Origin of the sequence: Streptomyces olivoverticillatus (genome assembly GCF_014203555.1) — a bacterium.
Lineage (GTDB): Bacteria > Actinomycetota > Actinomycetes > Streptomycetales > Streptomycetaceae > Streptomyces > Streptomyces olivoverticillatus.
The window spans coordinates 481,588-495,386 of sequence record NZ_JACHJH010000002.1; the positions used below are offsets into that span (position 1 = coordinate 481,588).

Sequence of the window (13,799 nt, forward strand, 5' to 3'; positions counted from 1 at the left end):
GCACTGTGGAAACCCCGCTGACCGCCCCCGGCGCGAGGGTTAGGCTGCGGCCATGAGCAGCGTCTTCCCCTCCCCCCTCGCCGACCCCATGCCGCAGTCCCCCGTGCTGCGTGCCGCCTACCGCGCCCGCGCCGCGGCCGCCGAGCTCGCCCCACTGCCGCGCTCGGTGAAGGACGAGGCGCTGCTGGCCATCGCCGACGCCCTGGAGGTCCGCAGCCGCGAGATCGTCGAGGCCAACGCCCAGGACGTCGCCAAGGCCCGGGAGGCGGGCACCAGCGAGAGCGTCGTCGACCGGCTGACCCTCACCCCCGAGCGGGTCCGAGCCATCGCCAAGGACGTCCGCGACGTCGCCGCCCTGCCCGACCCGGTCGGCGAGGTCGTACGCGGCTCCACCCTCCCCAACGGCATCGACCTGCGCCAGGTGCGGGTGCCGCTGGGCGTGGTCGGCATCATCTACGAGGCCCGGCCCAACGTCACCGTGGACGCCGCGGCCCTCTGCCTGAAGTCGGGCAACGCCGTCCTGCTGCGCGGCTCCTCCTCCGCCTACGCCTCCAACACCGCGCTCGTCCGGGTCGTGCGCGACGCGGTGGGCGGCGCGGGGCTGCCCGCGGACGCCGTGCAGCTGGTCCCGGGCGAGAGCCGGGAGTCCGTGCGCGAGCTGATGCGCGCCCGCGGCATGGTCGACGTGCTGATCCCGCGCGGCGGCGCCTCGCTGATCCGCACGGTCGTCCAGGAGTCCACCGTCCCGGTCATCGAGACGGGCACCGGAAACTGCCACGTCTACGTCGACGCCGAGGCCGACCTGGACATGGCCGTCGACATCCTCGTGAACTCCAAGGCCAGCCGCCCCAGCGTCTGCAACGCCGCCGAGACCCTCCTGGTCCACCAGGACATCGCCGAGCGCTTCCTGCCGCGCGCCCTGGCCGCCCTGGCCGAGGCGGGCGTGACCGTGCACGGCGACGAGCGGGTGCTGGAGCTGGCCGAGGGCTCCCCGGCCACGGTCGTGCCCGCGACGGCCGAGGACTGGGAGACCGAGTACCTCTCGTACGACATCGCCGCCGCCGTCGTCGACGACTTGGACGCGGCCGTGCGCCACATCCGGCTGTGGACCTCCGGGCACACCGAGGCGATCGTCACCACCTCGCAGGCCGCCGCCCGCCGCTTCACCCAGTTGGTGGATTCCACGACAGTCGCGGTCAACGCCTCCACCCGCTTCACCGACGGCAGCCAGTTCGGCTTCGGCGCCGAGATCGGCATCTCCACGCAGAAGCTCCACGCGCGGGGCCCGATGGGTCTGCCCGAGCTGACCTCGACCAAATACATCGTCACCGGCGACGGTCACGTGCGCGGGCGGTAGCCCTAATTCCCGTACCGGCCGCGCGGATTGACCGGTTCGGGTCTACGCTGGACGGGTGCCGGACGACGTGGGGGGCAAGCCGTTCCCGGACGGCGAGGAGCCCAGCAGCAGCCACTACGGGGACGGGACGGGCCCAGCCGGGGAGGGGCCCTTCGCCGCCGTGGTCTTCGACGAGGAGTTCGTGCGGGCGGCCGCCTTCCACGAACCCTCCGCGGCCGAGCGGATGCTCGCCGCCGACCGGGCGCGCGCCGAGGCCGATGCCGCGCGCGCCCGCCCCGTGGGCGCCCCCGCCGACGACGACCTGTTCGACGACGCGTGGGGCGCCGGCGGCCTGGCCGGCGCCCGCCCGGGCCCGCTGGACGAGCTGCGCGCCCTCGCCCGCGACCTCGACCCGGACGACGCCTATGGCCCGTACGGGCGCTACGGCTCCACCCGCGGCCCCTACCGGGGTCACGCCCGCTGGCACCGCCCGGTCGCCTGGATCCTCGCCGTCGTCATGGGCCTCGGGGTGGTCGCCCTCGCCTTCGCCGCCGTCTACCGAGGCGCCTCCTCCGGCAAGGTCCAGAGCCCCGCCCCGCCGCCCGCCACCACCGGCGTGGACGGCCGGCAGGCCCCGCTGCCCTCGGTCTCCGCCGACTCCGAGCCTCCCGTGGCCTCCGCCGCGCCGCCGGCCCGCTGACTTGCCGGAAGTTGTCGCGTACCACGGCGTTTACCGAAGCCCCGGTCGACCTACTCTTGATATATGAACGGGTCTGGAGACCCACCCGAGGGCACGCCCGAGGGCGGCCAGGGAGGCGGCGACGAGGAATACCGGTCCGTCGTGTTCGACGAATCGTTCGTCCGCGCTGCCCGCCTCCAGGAGTTCTCCGCCCGCGAGCGGATGGACGACCACGCCCCCGCCGTCCGCACCCGGCACGCCTGGGCCCGGGTCAGCGCCTCCCGCCAGGTCCTGCTGCTGGTGATCCTGATCGCCCTGGCCTTCGGCACCGCCGTCTACATGGGCCTGCGGCACCCCTACAAGGACCCGAGGCCCCCCACGGCCGAGGCCCTGCGCATCGCGCTGGTCCCGCTCGCCCCCCGCGACCCCGTGCCCGGCGGCACCCCCCAGGATCTCTTCGGCCACAGCCCGGCGGCCCAGTTCCGCGACGGCGCCGAGGGCGTCAACCTGCCCGCCGCCCGGCGCACCCAGAACTTCTCCGAGAGCCTGGTCATGGCCGCCCTGGCCACCGCCAAGGAGTACACGGTCAAGTCGGCGCTCGACCCGGCCGCACTGGCCGGCGGCAGCCCGCGCGGCGTGCGCCTGCTGCTCGCCCCCGCCCAACTCGGCCAGTTCGACAGCAGCTTCGACCACCCCGCCGGCGACGGGCGGCACGCCGCCACCGGCTGGCTGATCCGCTTCGACGCCGCCCAGGCGGCCCTGACCGAGGGCGCCCCCATCCGCACCCAGGGCACCTTCTCGGTCTCCGAGGTGTCCCCGGCCGCGCTCGAGGTCCTCTCCGACCACATCTTCGTCTACGCCCTGCACCCGGTGAAGGCGGGCGACACCCGGACGGCCCAGTCCGACCAGTCTTCTCTGTTCACCGTCCGGCGCACGATGCGCTTCCGCTTCGACCGGGACGACCTGCAGGAACACCACGTACAGGTGCTGCAGAGCTCCCTGCAGGCCGGTCCCGAGTCCTGCTCCGCGGACGCCTCCGGCTACCTCAGGCCCCTGCTGGCCGGCCAGACGGCCTCCGGCAGCGGCCCGGCCGGCACCGACCCGTACGCCACGGCCGCCCCCACGGCAGCCCTGTGCGGCACCCTGGCCCCCGGCGCCGAGCCGAGCCCGCCGCACCGATGACGGCCTCCTAAGGCTTCGGAGAGCCGTCCTGCGGGCCCTCCTTCGGACCCTCCTTCGGCGCGCCCCCGCGCCCGGTGAAGGTGTCCCGCAGCCGCCCGCCCAGGTCGTTCGCGCCGCCCGCGATGTCCCGCACCAGGCCCATCAGCGGGTCCTTGCTGGAGCGCACCGACTCCGCGTAGTGGTTCGCCGACTCGCGGAAGGAGTCCGAGACCGACGCGTCCTTGTCCTCCGTGCGCCTGGGGTAGTGCCCGTCCATGAGCCGCTGGTAGTCCCGGCTCTCCGACCACTTCTTGAGCTCCGCCGCCCGCACCGCGGCGAACGGGTGGCTGCGCGGCAGCATGTTCATGATCTTCAGCACCGAGTCGCGCAGATCGCCGGCCTTCTCGTACTCCTCGGCCTGGGCGAGGAAGGCGTCCACGTTCATCTCGTGCAGGTGATTGCCGCCCGCCAGCTTCATCAGGCCCCGCAGGGACGCCTGCAGGTCCTGGCCCGCCAGCAGCCCGGCCCGGTCGGCCGACAGCTCCGACTTGCGGAACCACTCGCGCAGCGCCGTCACGAGGGCCCCCACCGCAATGCTGCCCAGCGGAATCCAGGCCACCTTGAGCGCCACGTTGGTCAGGAAGAGCAATATCGTCCGGTAGACGGCGTGCCCGGACAGCGCGTGGCCCACCTCGTGGCCCACGACCGCACGCATCTCCTCCTCGTCCAGCAGCTCCACCAGCCCGGTGGACAGCACGATGATCGGCTCGTCCAGGCCGATGCACATGGCGTTGGGCTGCGGATCCTGCTTGACGAACATCTGCGGGACCTTCGGCAGGTCCAGCACGGAGCAGGCGTCCAGCAGCATCGTGTGCAGGTGCGGGAACTGCTGCTCGCTCACCCGCACCGAATCCGAGAGGAACAGCAGCCGCAGGCTGCGCTCGGGCAGCAGGCCGCTCAGCGCCTTGAAGACCGTGTCGAACCCGCTCAGCTTGCGCAGCGCCACCAGGGCCGAGCGGTCCGCCGGATGCTCGTACGCACGGGAGGAGACGCCCGGGAAGCGCCTGCGCTCCCGGCTCGGCACGTGCTCGTGACCGTCGGTGTCGGTATCACTCATCGAGACCCCCTCAGGGCTGGAATACGGCCCGTCCCCCGGCTTTGACGCACCCCAGCCTAGGGCGTGCCACGGACATGGCTACCGTGGAGACATGCCCGACATCAATGGTTTCACCGCCGTCAGCGGCCTCGCCGCACACCCCGCCGTCACCCACGTGCTCGCCGTCTCCAAGGAGGACACGGGGCCCGGCCCGGTGCTGCGCACGGTGCTGCTCGTCGGCATCGTGGGCGTCGCCTTCATGGCCTGGTTCCTGCTGCGCGGGTACCGCAACAAGGACTGACCCGCGGAGTCGGGGTGAGCGGCTCGCCGGGCCCCGCATACGATGTGGCAGAAGTCTCCAACCGATACCCGATCCCTCCCGGATAGGTCCTGCCGACGTGATTCTCGCCTCTGCCCACAGCGCCCTGGTCTCCCTCGCCTCCGAGGGCGAGCACGTGGACGCCCACAAGAGCATCAGCCCCTTCATGACCGGTGGCGCGGCCCTCGTCATCCTGCTGCTCCTGCTCTGGGTCACCACCCGCTTCAACCGCGACCGCTGAGCCCGCGGCATCCCTGGGGGGCCGGCCCGCGGCCGCGCCCAGTAGGGTCTGCACGCATGGGAGAGCAGACAGGGCCCGTGAAGCGGCGGCTCGGTGTGATGGGCGGGACCTTCGACCCGATCCACCACGGCCACTTGGTCGCCGCGAGCGAGGTGGCCTCGCAGTTCCACCTCGACGAGGTGGTGTTCGTGCCGACCGGGCAGCCGTGGCAGAAGAGCCACAAGCAGGTGTCCCCGGCCGAGGACCGCTATCTGATGACGGTGATCGCCACCGCCTCCAACCCGCAGTTCTCGGTCAGCCGGATCGACATCGACCGCGGCGGGCCCACGTACACCACCGACACGCTGCGTGACCTGCGCTCGCTCAACGGTGACGCGGACCTGTTCTTCATCACCGGCGCCGACGCGCTGGCTCAGATCCTCACCTGGCGGGACACCGAGGAGCTCTTCTCGCTCGCCCACTTCATCGGCGTGACCCGGCCCGGCCACATACTGGCCAACCCGGGGCTGCCGGAGGACCGGGTCTCCTTCGTCGAGGTCCCGGCCCTGGCGATCTCCTCCTCCGACTGCCGCACGCGCGTCGCCCAGGGGGAGCCCGTCTGGTACCTGGTGCCCGACGGTGTGGTGCGCTACATCGACAAGCGCAAGCTGTACCGTCACGACGGCTGATCCGGCTCGATGGGCACGGCTTGAGGGGCACTGGTGAACGACCGACAGGACCCGTACGCGTACGACCCTTACGCGCGCCAACCGCAGGTGTACGGCTACGACGCCTACGGGCAGCCGGTGTACCGGCCGGATGCGCCGGAGCGGGCGTACGACGAGTACGGCCGTCCTCTTGCGCAGCCGGACGCCGGGCAGCCGCAGCAGCAGGGCTACGGCTACGACCCGTACGACTACGGGCACGGCCACGGCCAGGGCCACGATCAGGGCCACGCCCACCAGGCACAGCCTCAGCAGCAGCCGGTGCAGCAGCAGGAGTGGATCCCCGCTCAGGCGTCCCCGGAGGCCGCTCCTCAGGGCGCCCCGCAGGCCGCCCCGCAGGAACTGATCCCCGAACCGCGGACCGCCCCGGACGGCGCTCCGTCCGCGGGTGCGCCCGAGTACCGCACCGAGCAGTTCTCCTTCATCGAAGAGCCGGACGAGGACTCCGAGGACGTCATCGACTGGCTGAAGTTCAGCGAGAGCCGCACCGAGCGCCGCGACGAACGCAAGCGCAAGGGCCGCAACCGCGTCGTGGCCCTCGCCGTGGTGCTGGTCCTGGCGGTCGGCGGCGGCATCGGCTGGTTCCTGCTCTCGGGCGACGGGGGGAAGAAGAGCGCGGCGGCGGCCGGGGGCGCGCAGAAGCGGGACGTCATCGTCGTGCACCTGCGCGAGACCCAGGGCGGCGGCAGCTCCACGGCCCTGCTGGTCGACAACGAGACGACAAAGAAGGGCACCACCGTCCTGCTGCCGAACTCGCTGGCGGTCTCCAAGGAGGGCGGCGGCGCCACCACGCTCGGCAAGTCGGTGCAGGACGCGGGCACCAGCGCCACCCGCGACTCGCTGAACACCCTGCTGGGCGCCGACATCAAGGGCAGCTGGCGGCTGGACACCCCCTACCTGGAGAACCTGGTGGAGCTGGTGGGCGGCATCGTCGTCGACACCGACGCCACCGTCCCCGGCGCGCAGTCCGGCGACCGGCCGCGGGTGACCCAGGGCCAGGGGCAGACCCTGTCCGGACAGGCGGCCGTCGCCTACGCCACGTACCGGGCGACGGGCGAGGACCAGAACAAGCAGCTGGCCCGGTTCGGCCAGGTCATGCAGGCGGTGCTGAAGAAGATCTCCACCGACCCGGCCTCCGCCGCCACCACGGTGGAGTCGCTCGCCCAGATCCCCGACCCCTCGCTCTCCGTCAAGGAGCTCGGCGCCTCCCTGTCCCAGCTCGCCGCGCGGGCCAAGGACGGCTCGTACGAGACGGACGTCCTGCCGGTGCAGCCGGACGGGACGCTCGGCGACAAGGCGACCGCCGGAGTGGTCAAGGACGTCCTGGGCGGCACGGTGAAGAACACCGACAAGAACGCCCCGCCCCGGGTGAGCGTGAAGAACGCCACAGGCGGCAAGAGCGCGGCCGGAGCGGCGCAGGTCGCGGTGGTCAACGGCGGCTACACCTACGTCGACGGCGGCACCGCCACCGCGGCGGAGGCGACGTCGTCGGTGACGTACGCGGACGACAGCCGGGCGGCACAGGCCCAGGAGGTGGCCCGGACGCTGGGGCTGCCCGTGGGTGCGGTGAAGAAGGCCGCGAGCGCGGGCACCGGGGACATCTCCGTGGTCCTGGGCAAGGACTACAAGGGCTGACGGGCGGGGCGTCGGCGCGGGGCGTTCCGGGCGGGCGGTAAACACCAGGAGGGACGGCGGCGGGTCGTGAGACCCTTGAGGCGTACTGACCCTCTTTACCGAAAGCATGGCTTGTGACCGCCACGGACCGCTCCATCGAGCTCATCCAGGCCGCCGCCCAGGCAGCCGCCGACAAGCTCGCGCACGATGTCATCGCCTACGACGTCAGTGACGTGCTCTCCATCACCGACGCCTTCCTGCTGGCGTCGGCCCCCAACGACCGCCAGGTCAAGTCGATCGTCGACGAGATCGAGGAGCGGCTGCTCAAGGAGCTCGGCGCCAAGCCCGTGCGCCGCGAGGGCGACCGCGACGCCCGCTGGGTGCTGCTGGACTACGTCGACATCGTCGTGCACGTGCAGCACAGCGAGGAGCGCGTCTTCTACGCCCTGGAGCGGCTGTGGAAGGACTGCCCGGAGATCGCCCTGCCCGAGGACGCCGTCGCCACCCGCGGCAAGTCCGAGGAGCACGCCCGGGCCCAGGCCGCGGACGGTGATCTGGACGGAGAGCTGAGCTGAACGGCCGCACCGGCGGGCGGGGCCGCCGGATCGTCCTGTGGCGGCACGGCCAGACCTCCTGGAACGTGGAGCGCCGCTTCCAGGGCACCACGGACATCGAGCTGACCGGCACCGGCGTCGCCCAGGCGCGCCGGTCCGCACGGCTGCTGGCTGCGCTGCGGCCGCACGTGATCGTCTCCTCCGACCTGCAGCGGGCCCGGGCCACGGCTGCCGAGCTGGCCTCGGTGACCGGCCTGCCCGTCACCAGCCACCCCGAGCTGCGCGAGACGTACGCGGGCCAGTGGCAGGGCCTGACCCACGACGAGATCGCCGAGCGCTTCGGCGACCAGTACGCGGCGTGGAAGCGCGGCGAGCCCGTGCGGCGCGGCGGCGGCGAGCTGGAGACCGAGGTCGCCGACCGGGCGGCTCCGGTGGTCCTGGCCAACGCCGAGAAGCTGCCGGACGGCGGCACCCTGGTGGTGGTCAGCCACGGTGGCACCATCCGCACCACCATCGGCCGGCTGCTGGACCTGGAGCCGCATTCCTGGGAGGCGCTGGGCGGCCTCACCAACTGCTGCTGGTCCGTGCTGGGCGAGGGCGCGCGCGGCTGGCGGCTGCTGGAGCACAACGCGGGGACGCTCCCCGAGCCGGTCCTCGGCGACGACGACTGAGGCGGTGCCGGGTGGCCCGGCGGCCCGATTTCACATCCGGGCAGGTCACAGGCTAAAGTTCTTCTTGTTCGCGGGGAACGCGGGGGAAAACCTCCGGAAGATCCGAGAACAGCGGGGCTATAGCTCAGTTGGTAGAGCGCCTGCATGGCATGCAGGAGGTCAGGAGTTCAATTCTCCTTAGCTCCACAGCACGGACGATCCCGTCTCCCTGGTACAGGGGGGCGGGATCGTTGCTGTTCCCGTGGGGTCCCGTGGCAGAATCGGACGTCCGGGGCCGGACAGGACCGAAGGGGAGGGAACGAGCTGACCCATGGGTGCTCACAGCCGGAAGTGCGACTGGTGCGGCAGCGGGACGCCGATCGTCCGCGACATGGAACCGCTCAACTCCGCCTACCAGTACTGGTGTGTGGAGTGCGCGCGGGCGCTGATCATAAAAGGCGACCCCATCGAGACCTACCGCGAGCTGGAGGGTGAGCCGATCTACGGCCGTCTGCTCGACGAGCACTGCGCCTTGAAGCGGTTCTACTCCTTCGTCACGGCCTGAGCCTCAGTCCGAGCCCCACCCCTCAAATCCTCCCAAATCGGACATAGTTCTTGGGTGGGTGGCTGATTTGGCAGATGGGGGGGAGGTCCGTGTAATGTAATCCGTGTCGCCAGGGAGACCGCAAGGAAAACCGGGCGGAAAACAGAACAAGGGGCTATAGCTCAGTTGGTAGAGCGCCTGCATGGCATGCAGGAGGTCAGGAGTTCAATTCTCCTTAGCTCCACAGTGAAACGAGCGGGCCGTCCGAATGGACGGCCCGCTCGTTGTTTTCCGGCTAGCCCTTGCGGCCGGACCGGTCGAGGCGCAGCGCCAGCGCCGGGCATCGGCGCACGGCCCGTTGTGCACGCCCGCGCAAGTGCGGGGGCACGCCCGCGTCCGCGAGCGACGGATAGCCGTCCGGGCCGAGCCGTACGAGCTCCGGCAGCAGCCCCGCGCAGAGCCCGTGCCCCTCGCACAGCGTCCAGTCCACCGCCAGCCGCTCCGGGCCTGCACCGCGCGACGCCGCTCCGGGCGGCGAGGGCAGCGGCAGCACCCCGGCCGTCCCACGCCCGCAGCCGCCGCCCAGCACGTGGGCGGCCAGATCGTCCGTGAAGGCCGTCAGGGCGCTCAGTACGAAGCGTGCCGCCCCGTCCGGATGTCCGCACGCCCCTCGGCCCCGTACGGCCCCCGCGGCCGCCCGTACGGCCTCCAGGGCGCCCTGCCCGCCGCCCGCGGCCGCATCGGCCAGTGCCCCCGCCAGCGCGGGCAGGCCGAGCCTGCACGGGCCGCACTGCCCGGCCGACTCGGCGGCCAGCCAGTGCGCCACCCGCACGGTCTCGCCCAGCGGGCAGGTGTCCGCCGGCAGCGGCAGCACGGCGCCCGCGCCCAGGTCCGCGCCGCAGGCCGCGAGCGCCTCGCGGGAGAGCGCCGCCCCCGACGCCGTCGCCCCGTCCAGCCAGCCGCCGTGGTAGCCGCCGACCAGCACCCCCTGCAGCGCGGGGCGCGCTCCGCACACCCCGAGCACATAGGGCAGCGCCACACCGCTCGGCGTCTCCACCACGCACGGCTGGGGCACCGCGCCGGAGACGGTCAGCAGCAGGGTGCCGGGCTCGGCCGGGGTGCCGGTGGTGGCGTAGCGGGGGGCGCCCAGGCGTGCGGCGAGGGCGAGTTGGGCGTAGGTCTCGGCGTTGGACAGCAGTGTCGGGGCGCCGCCCAGGCCCGCTTCGGAGGCGCGCGCACGGCGGCCCGGGGGCAGCGCGGGCCCGCCGTCCGCGGCGCGCAGCAGGGCGGAGGCCTCGCCGGAGACCATGCGCTCGGGCAGGCGCACGACCCGGGCGCGCAGTGGCCGCCCGCGCCGGTCGGCGAGCCCGCGCTCGGCCAGCGCCTCGCGTACGGAGGTCTCGGCCGCGGCCCGGGTCACGCCGATCACCAGTGTGCGGGCGCCGAGCGCCGAGGCGGCCAGCAGTGCGCCGTCCAGGACGAGGTGCGGGGCGCGGCCGAGCAGAATCGCGTCCTTGCGGCAGGCCGGTTCGCCCTCGCACCCGTTGACCACCACGGCGGGAGTCGCTCCCTGCCGCCGGGCCGCGCTTCCCACCGCCTGCAGCTTCCGTGCGAAGGGGAAGCCCGCGCCGCCGCGGCCGCGCAGGGCGACCGCTTCGGCCAGTTCCGTCAGCTGCGCCTCGGTGAGTGCGGGCGGCGAGCCGTGCACGGCCAGGTGCGTCCTGCGGTCCAGCCGTTCGGCCTCATCGAAGCCTGCGGTGAGGCGGGGCAGTCCGAGGATGCGGACGGCGGGCAGTTCGGGCAGCTCGCGGCCCGCGGCTGCGAGCGGTGGGGTGGCGGCCGCGTACGGCTCGGGCAGGGGGCCGCTCATCGGGTGCGGTCCGGAGCGCCGTGGGCGGAGAGGCGGCCGTCGAGGGCGGCGGGCCGGGGCGGGGCGGCAGGGGCGTCGCGGCGGGCCGCGTGGGCGGGGCCGGTCCGGGCGGCGTCGTGGGGGCGGGCGCGGCCGTGCGGTGGGCGGCGGCGGGCGCGTGCGACCCGTAGGACGAGTGCGCCGGCGACGGCGGTCAGGCACAGGGCATAGCTTGCGGTCACCCAACCGGCCGGGGCGCGGCCCGCGTTGAGGCCGTGCAGGATGGCGGCGCACCAGGCGGCGTAGGCGCAGCCGTGCAGGAAGCGCCAGCGGCGGGCGCGGCCGCGGGCGGCGAAGGCGCTGCGCAGGGCGCCGGTGGCGGCGGCGAGCACCAGCAGGTAGGCCGCGACGGTGCCCAGCCCCACGAGCCCGTCCCGGCCGGTGATGCCGGAGGCGAAGGGCAGCAGGGCGGCGGTGGTTGTGGTGTGCGCCTCGGCGACCTTGACGCCGATGTGGGCGAGGAGGAAGCCGAGCGCGCAGACGGCCGTCGCCCGGTGCACGCCCTGGGCGAGCAGCCGTGCGCGCGGGGAGAGGACCAGCCGGTCGGTGGCGATGAGCCCCCAGACGACGGCCGCGGTGAGCGAGACCAGGGCGAGCACGCCACCGGTGTGGTCGAGGAAGCGGGGGAGGTCCATGCGGTCCATGTCCCGGCACGCTAGGCAGCGTTCGGATGTCTGTGGTCCGCTTCCGGTAAGCCCGGGTTGCGTTGCCTTGGCGCTGCTAACGTCTGTTCGTTCGGCGGTCGTTCGGTCGGCCGTGGAGGCTGACGACGCGCCCTGTTTGCCGACTCATTTTCAACAAACCACTCTCCAGATGGGTTTGATTGCCCTCCCATGGCTCTTCCTTGATCTCTTCTTGGCGAACGCATGTCCCATGGATAAACAGTTCGCCGCGAGAGTGACGTCGACCAGTCGTGCCCTTCGCGTCACTCGCGCATCAACAGGGGGTTCCATGAGATCAAGCCGTCCCAGAGCACGTGCCGGACTGTCGCTCGCAGCCGCACTGCCCCTCGTCGCCGGAGCGCTCGCGCTCGGCGTGCCCGCAGCCCACGCCGACTCCGGTCCGCACGACCGGCAGTCCCTGGTGGGTACCAAGCCCGTCTGGGCGACGGCCAATGCCGACCGCGGCGCCACGCCCGCCTCGAACAACGTCACCGCCCGGGTCTACCTCGCCGGCCGCGACGCCAAGGGCCTGGCCGACTACGCGCGGGCCGTCTCGGACCCGAAGTCGAAGTCGTACGGCAAGTACTTGACGGCCAAGCAGGCGAAGGAGCGCTTCGGCGCGACCAAGGGCCAGATAGCCAAGGTCACCGCCTGGCTGAAGTCCTCCGGCCTCAAGGTGACCGGCTCCAGCGACCACTACCTGACGGTGGCCGGTGACGCGGCAGCGGTGAAGAAGGCGTTCGGCACCGAGCTCCACAACTTCGTCAAGGACGGCAAGACCTACCACGCGCCTGCGAAGACGGCCTCCGTCCCGGCCGACCTCGACGGCGCCGTCCTGACGGTCGTCGGCCTCAACGACGCCCCGCGGCTCACCCGCCACCAGGACACCCTGCCCGGTCCCAGCACCGGCTTCCGCAACGCCGGGCCGTTCTCCACGTACTACGGCTCGAAGGTGAACACCAGCCTCCCCTCGGCCTACGGCGGCCACGCCCCGTACGCCATCAAGGGCTACACCGGCAAGCAGCTGCGCGCCGTCTACGGGGCGAAGAACTTCACCGGCAAGGGCGTCACCGTCGCGATCACCGACGCGTACGCCTCGCCGACCATCGCCAAGGACGCCGCCGAGTACGCCAAGCGCAACGGCGACAAGGCCTACCGCAAGGGCCAGTTCTCCCAGGTGCTGCCCTCCACCTGGACGCACACCGACCCCAAGGAGTGTGACGCGGCCGGCTGGTACGGCGAGGAGACCCTCGACATCGAGGCCGTGCACGCCGTCGCCCCCGAGTCCGACATCGTCTACGTCGGCGGCAGCTCCTGCCAGGACGACGACCTGATCGACTCCCTGCACAAGATCGTCGACGGCCGGCTCGCCGACATCGTCTCCAACTCCTGGGGCGACGTCGAGAAGAACGAGACCCCGGACGTGGCCGCCGCCTACGACCAGCTCTTCCAGCAGGGTGCGGTCGAGGGCATCGGCTTCTACTTCTCCTCCGGCGACGACGGCGACAACGTCTCCAAGCACGGTGTGAAGCAGGTCGACACCCCCGCCAACTCCCCGTGGGTCACCTCCGTCGGCGGCACCTCGCTCGCCGTCGGCAAGGGCGAGAAGTACCTGTGGGAGACCGGCTGGGGCACCCACAAGGCGGCCCTGTCCAAGGACGGCCAGAGCTGGGACGGCTTCCCCGGCACCTTCACCGGCGGCGCCGGCGGCGGCACCAGCACCATGTACGAGCAGCCCTTCTACCAGCGCGGCGTCGTCCCGGACGCGCTGTCGAAGGTGAACGGCACCGCCAAGCCGATGCGCGTCGGACCGGACATCGCGGCCGTCGCCGACTCCAGCACCGGCTTCCTGGTCGGCCAGACGCAGACCTTCCCCGACGGCACCGTCAAGTACGACGAGTACCGCATCGGCGGCACCTCGCTCGCCGCGCCCGTGATCGCCGGCGTCCAGGCCCTGGCCCAGCAGGCCCGCCACGGCGTGCCGATCGGCTTCGCCAACCCCGGCATCTACGACCGCTACGGCACCGCCGCCTACCACGACGTCACCGACCACCCGCTCGGCAAGGGTCAGGGCATCGCCGTCGTCCGCGTGGACTACGCCAACAGCGCGGACGCCAAGGGCGGCCTGCTCACCTCGCTGCGCAGCCTGGGCGGCGACAGCTCGCTCTCCGCGACGGTCGGCTACGACAACGTCACCGGCGTCGGCACCCCGGCCGACAACTACGTGACCTCCTACATCCCGGGTCACCGCCGCTGACGCGTGCCCACCGGGCACGGACCGAGGCGTAAGGGCGTAACGGGGCCCGCACCGCGAGTGCGGGCCCTTCGGC

Annotated in this window: 14 protein-coding genes and 2 tRNA genes; 13 read left to right on the top strand and 3 right to left on the bottom strand. The window is 72.6% G+C overall.

Annotated elements, in window-relative coordinates:
- Positions 1-52 precede the first annotated feature (52 nt).
- The 3 genes from FHS39_RS07420 to FHS39_RS07430 all read left to right on the top strand — a co-directional run bounded on the left by FHS39_RS07420 (position 53) and on the right by FHS39_RS07430 (position 3,197).
- Positions 53-1,357 (top strand): glutamate-5-semialdehyde dehydrogenase, encoded by a 1,305-nt coding sequence (locus tag FHS39_RS07420; protein ID WP_184347514.1) that lies wholly within the window; start codon positions 53-55, stop codon positions 1,355-1,357.
- A 55-nt stretch (positions 1,358-1,412) separates the two neighbouring features.
- Complete coding sequence (locus FHS39_RS07425) at positions 1,413-2,036, top strand: SCO2584 family spore wall biosynthesis protein (protein WP_184347516.1); 624 nt, start codon at positions 1,413-1,415, stop codon at positions 2,034-2,036.
- Positions 2,037-2,099: 63 nt separating this feature from the next.
- Entirely contained in the window at positions 2,100-3,197 is a 1,098-nt protein-coding gene (locus tag FHS39_RS07430; RefSeq protein ID WP_184347519.1) for an SCO2583 family membrane protein, read from the top strand.
- A gap of 7 nt (positions 3,198-3,204) precedes the next feature.
- Here FHS39_RS07430 and FHS39_RS07435 read toward each other — a convergent pair whose 3' ends face one another.
- On the bottom strand, positions 3,205-4,293 hold the full coding sequence (locus FHS39_RS07435; RefSeq protein WP_184347522.1) for a M48 family metallopeptidase: 1,089 nt from the start codon (positions 4,291-4,293) through the stop codon (positions 3,205-3,207).
- A gap of 91 nt (positions 4,294-4,384) precedes the next feature.
- Between FHS39_RS07435 and FHS39_RS07440 the strand changes: the two genes are divergently transcribed.
- The 9 genes from FHS39_RS07440 (at position 4,385) to FHS39_RS07480 (ending at position 9,142) form a co-directional block, all read left to right on the top strand.
- A complete protein-coding gene (locus FHS39_RS07440; protein WP_184347524.1) occupies positions 4,385-4,573 on the top strand; it encodes a hypothetical protein in 189 nt (62 codons plus the stop codon).
- Positions 4,574-4,670: 97 nt separating this feature from the next.
- Positions 4,671-4,832 carry a hypothetical protein gene (locus tag FHS39_RS07445; RefSeq protein WP_184347526.1) on the top strand — a complete coding sequence of 54 codons (162 nt, stop codon included), beginning with the start codon at positions 4,671-4,673 and terminating at the stop codon, positions 4,830-4,832.
- Positions 4,833-4,888: 56 nt separating this feature from the next.
- A complete protein-coding gene (gene nadD / locus FHS39_RS07450; RefSeq protein ID WP_184347528.1) occupies positions 4,889-5,500 on the top strand; it encodes a nicotinate-nucleotide adenylyltransferase in 612 nt (203 codons plus the stop codon).
- Positions 5,501-5,533: 33 nt separating this feature from the next.
- Positions 5,534-7,171, top strand: coding sequence for a LytR C-terminal domain-containing protein (locus tag FHS39_RS07455; protein ID WP_184347530.1), 1,638 nt, complete (start codon positions 5,534-5,536; stop codon positions 7,169-7,171).
- A gap of 113 nt (positions 7,172-7,284) precedes the next feature.
- On the top strand, positions 7,285-7,725 hold the full coding sequence (rsfS, locus tag FHS39_RS07460) for a ribosome silencing factor (protein WP_184347539.1): 441 nt from the start codon (positions 7,285-7,287) through the stop codon (positions 7,723-7,725).
- Positions 7,722-8,375: a histidine phosphatase family protein gene (locus FHS39_RS07465; RefSeq protein ID WP_184348747.1), complete on the top strand. Its 654-nt coding sequence runs from the start codon at positions 7,722-7,724 to the stop codon at positions 8,373-8,375. Before rsfS ends, FHS39_RS07465 begins: the two co-directional genes overlap by 4 nt.
- A 113-nt stretch (positions 8,376-8,488) precedes the next feature.
- Positions 8,489-8,561 (top strand) — tRNA-Ala (locus FHS39_RS07470).
- Positions 8,562-8,685: 124 nt separating this feature from the next.
- The gene (locus FHS39_RS07475) at positions 8,686-8,919 is read left to right on the top strand and encodes a hypothetical protein (protein ID WP_126914103.1); all 234 of its coding nucleotides are present in this window, start codon (positions 8,686-8,688) and stop codon (positions 8,917-8,919) included.
- A 150-nt stretch (positions 8,920-9,069) separates the two neighbouring features.
- A tRNA-Ala gene (locus FHS39_RS07480) sits at positions 9,070-9,142 on the top strand.
- A gap of 51 nt (positions 9,143-9,193) precedes the next feature.
- On the opposite strand, the gene FHS39_RS07485 is transcribed toward FHS39_RS07480, so the two are convergent.
- A complete protein-coding gene (locus tag FHS39_RS07485) occupies positions 9,194-10,768 on the bottom strand; it encodes an NADH-ubiquinone oxidoreductase-F iron-sulfur binding region domain-containing protein (protein WP_184347541.1) in 1,575 nt (524 codons plus the stop codon).
- Positions 10,765-11,451, bottom strand: a complete 687-nt coding sequence (locus FHS39_RS07490; RefSeq protein WP_184347543.1) for a hypothetical protein — start codon at positions 11,449-11,451, stop codon at positions 10,765-10,767. Before FHS39_RS07490 ends, FHS39_RS07485 begins: the two co-directional genes overlap by 4 nt.
- 307 nt (positions 11,452-11,758) lie before the next feature.
- Here FHS39_RS07490 and FHS39_RS07495 point away from each other — a divergent pair, with 307 nt between their 5' ends.
- Positions 11,759-13,726, top strand: coding sequence for a S53 family peptidase (locus tag FHS39_RS07495; protein WP_184347544.1), 1,968 nt, complete (start codon positions 11,759-11,761; stop codon positions 13,724-13,726).
- Positions 13,727-13,799: the final 73 nt, after the last annotated feature.

What these genes read in the sequence shown, in the direction of transcription:
- FHS39_RS07430 (WP_184347519.1), top strand. Translation starts at nt 2,100, where the DNA reads ATGAACGGGTCTGGAGACCCACCCGAGGGCACGCCCGAGGGCGGCCAG.
- FHS39_RS07490 (WP_184347543.1), bottom strand. Translation starts at nt 11,451, where the DNA reads ATGGACCGCATGGACCTCCCCCGCTTCCTCGACCACACCGGTGGCGTG.
- FHS39_RS07420 (WP_184347514.1), top strand. Translation starts at nt 53, where the DNA reads ATGAGCAGCGTCTTCCCCTCCCCCCTCGCCGACCCCATGCCGCAGTCC.
- FHS39_RS07495 (WP_184347544.1), top strand. Translation starts at nt 11,759, where the DNA reads ATGAGATCAAGCCGTCCCAGAGCACGTGCCGGACTGTCGCTCGCAGCC.
- FHS39_RS07440 (WP_184347524.1), top strand. Translation starts at nt 4,385, where the DNA reads ATGCCCGACATCAATGGTTTCACCGCCGTCAGCGGCCTCGCCGCACAC.
- nadD (WP_184347528.1), top strand. Translation starts at nt 4,889, where the DNA reads ATGGGAGAGCAGACAGGGCCCGTGAAGCGGCGGCTCGGTGTGATGGGC.
- FHS39_RS07485 (WP_184347541.1), bottom strand. Translation starts at nt 10,768, where the DNA reads ATGAGCGGCCCCCTGCCCGAGCCGTACGCGGCCGCCACCCCACCGCTC.
- FHS39_RS07435 (WP_184347522.1), bottom strand. Translation starts at nt 4,293, where the DNA reads ATGAGTGATACCGACACCGACGGTCACGAGCACGTGCCGAGCCGGGAG.
- FHS39_RS07475 (WP_126914103.1), top strand. Translation starts at nt 8,686, where the DNA reads ATGGGTGCTCACAGCCGGAAGTGCGACTGGTGCGGCAGCGGGACGCCG.